The sequence below is a fragment of the Cupriavidus sp. SIMBA_020 genome (assembly GCF_046535395.1).
In the GTDB taxonomy this organism is placed as follows: Bacteria; Pseudomonadota; Gammaproteobacteria; order Burkholderiales; family Burkholderiaceae; genus Cupriavidus; species Cupriavidus campinensis.
In genome coordinates this window covers 1-276 of sequence record NZ_JAWRWU010000471.1, presented here as the reverse complement: position 1 = coordinate 276, position 276 = coordinate 1, and the positions used below count along the sequence as shown (strand labels likewise).

Sequence of the window (276 nt, the reverse complement as noted above, 5' to 3'; positions counted from 1 at the left end):
CGCCCACCAGCGCGGCGCCGGGATTGGGCGCCAGCCACAGCAGCGCCAAGCCCGCCGCTTCCACCAGGAACGACACCTGCGCCACCTTGAAGCCGCCAAAGCGCGTGATGGTGCCGGCGAACAGCAGGCGCACCCCGATGAAGGCACAGCCGAACGCGCTGAGCGCGTGCGCCGCGCCCTCCCATGAGAAGCTGGCGTAGTACAGCGCCACGAAGGCGGCCAGCGTGCCGAAGCCGACCGAGCCCAGCCCCAGCGCCATGCCGTGCGGGAACACCC

The 276-nt window shown here is 72.1% G+C and carries 1 pseudogene; it reads right to left on the bottom strand.

What is annotated here, in order from left to right:
- Positions 1-276: pseudogene (locus SB751_RS30105) on the bottom strand (MFS transporter); the annotation flags it as partial.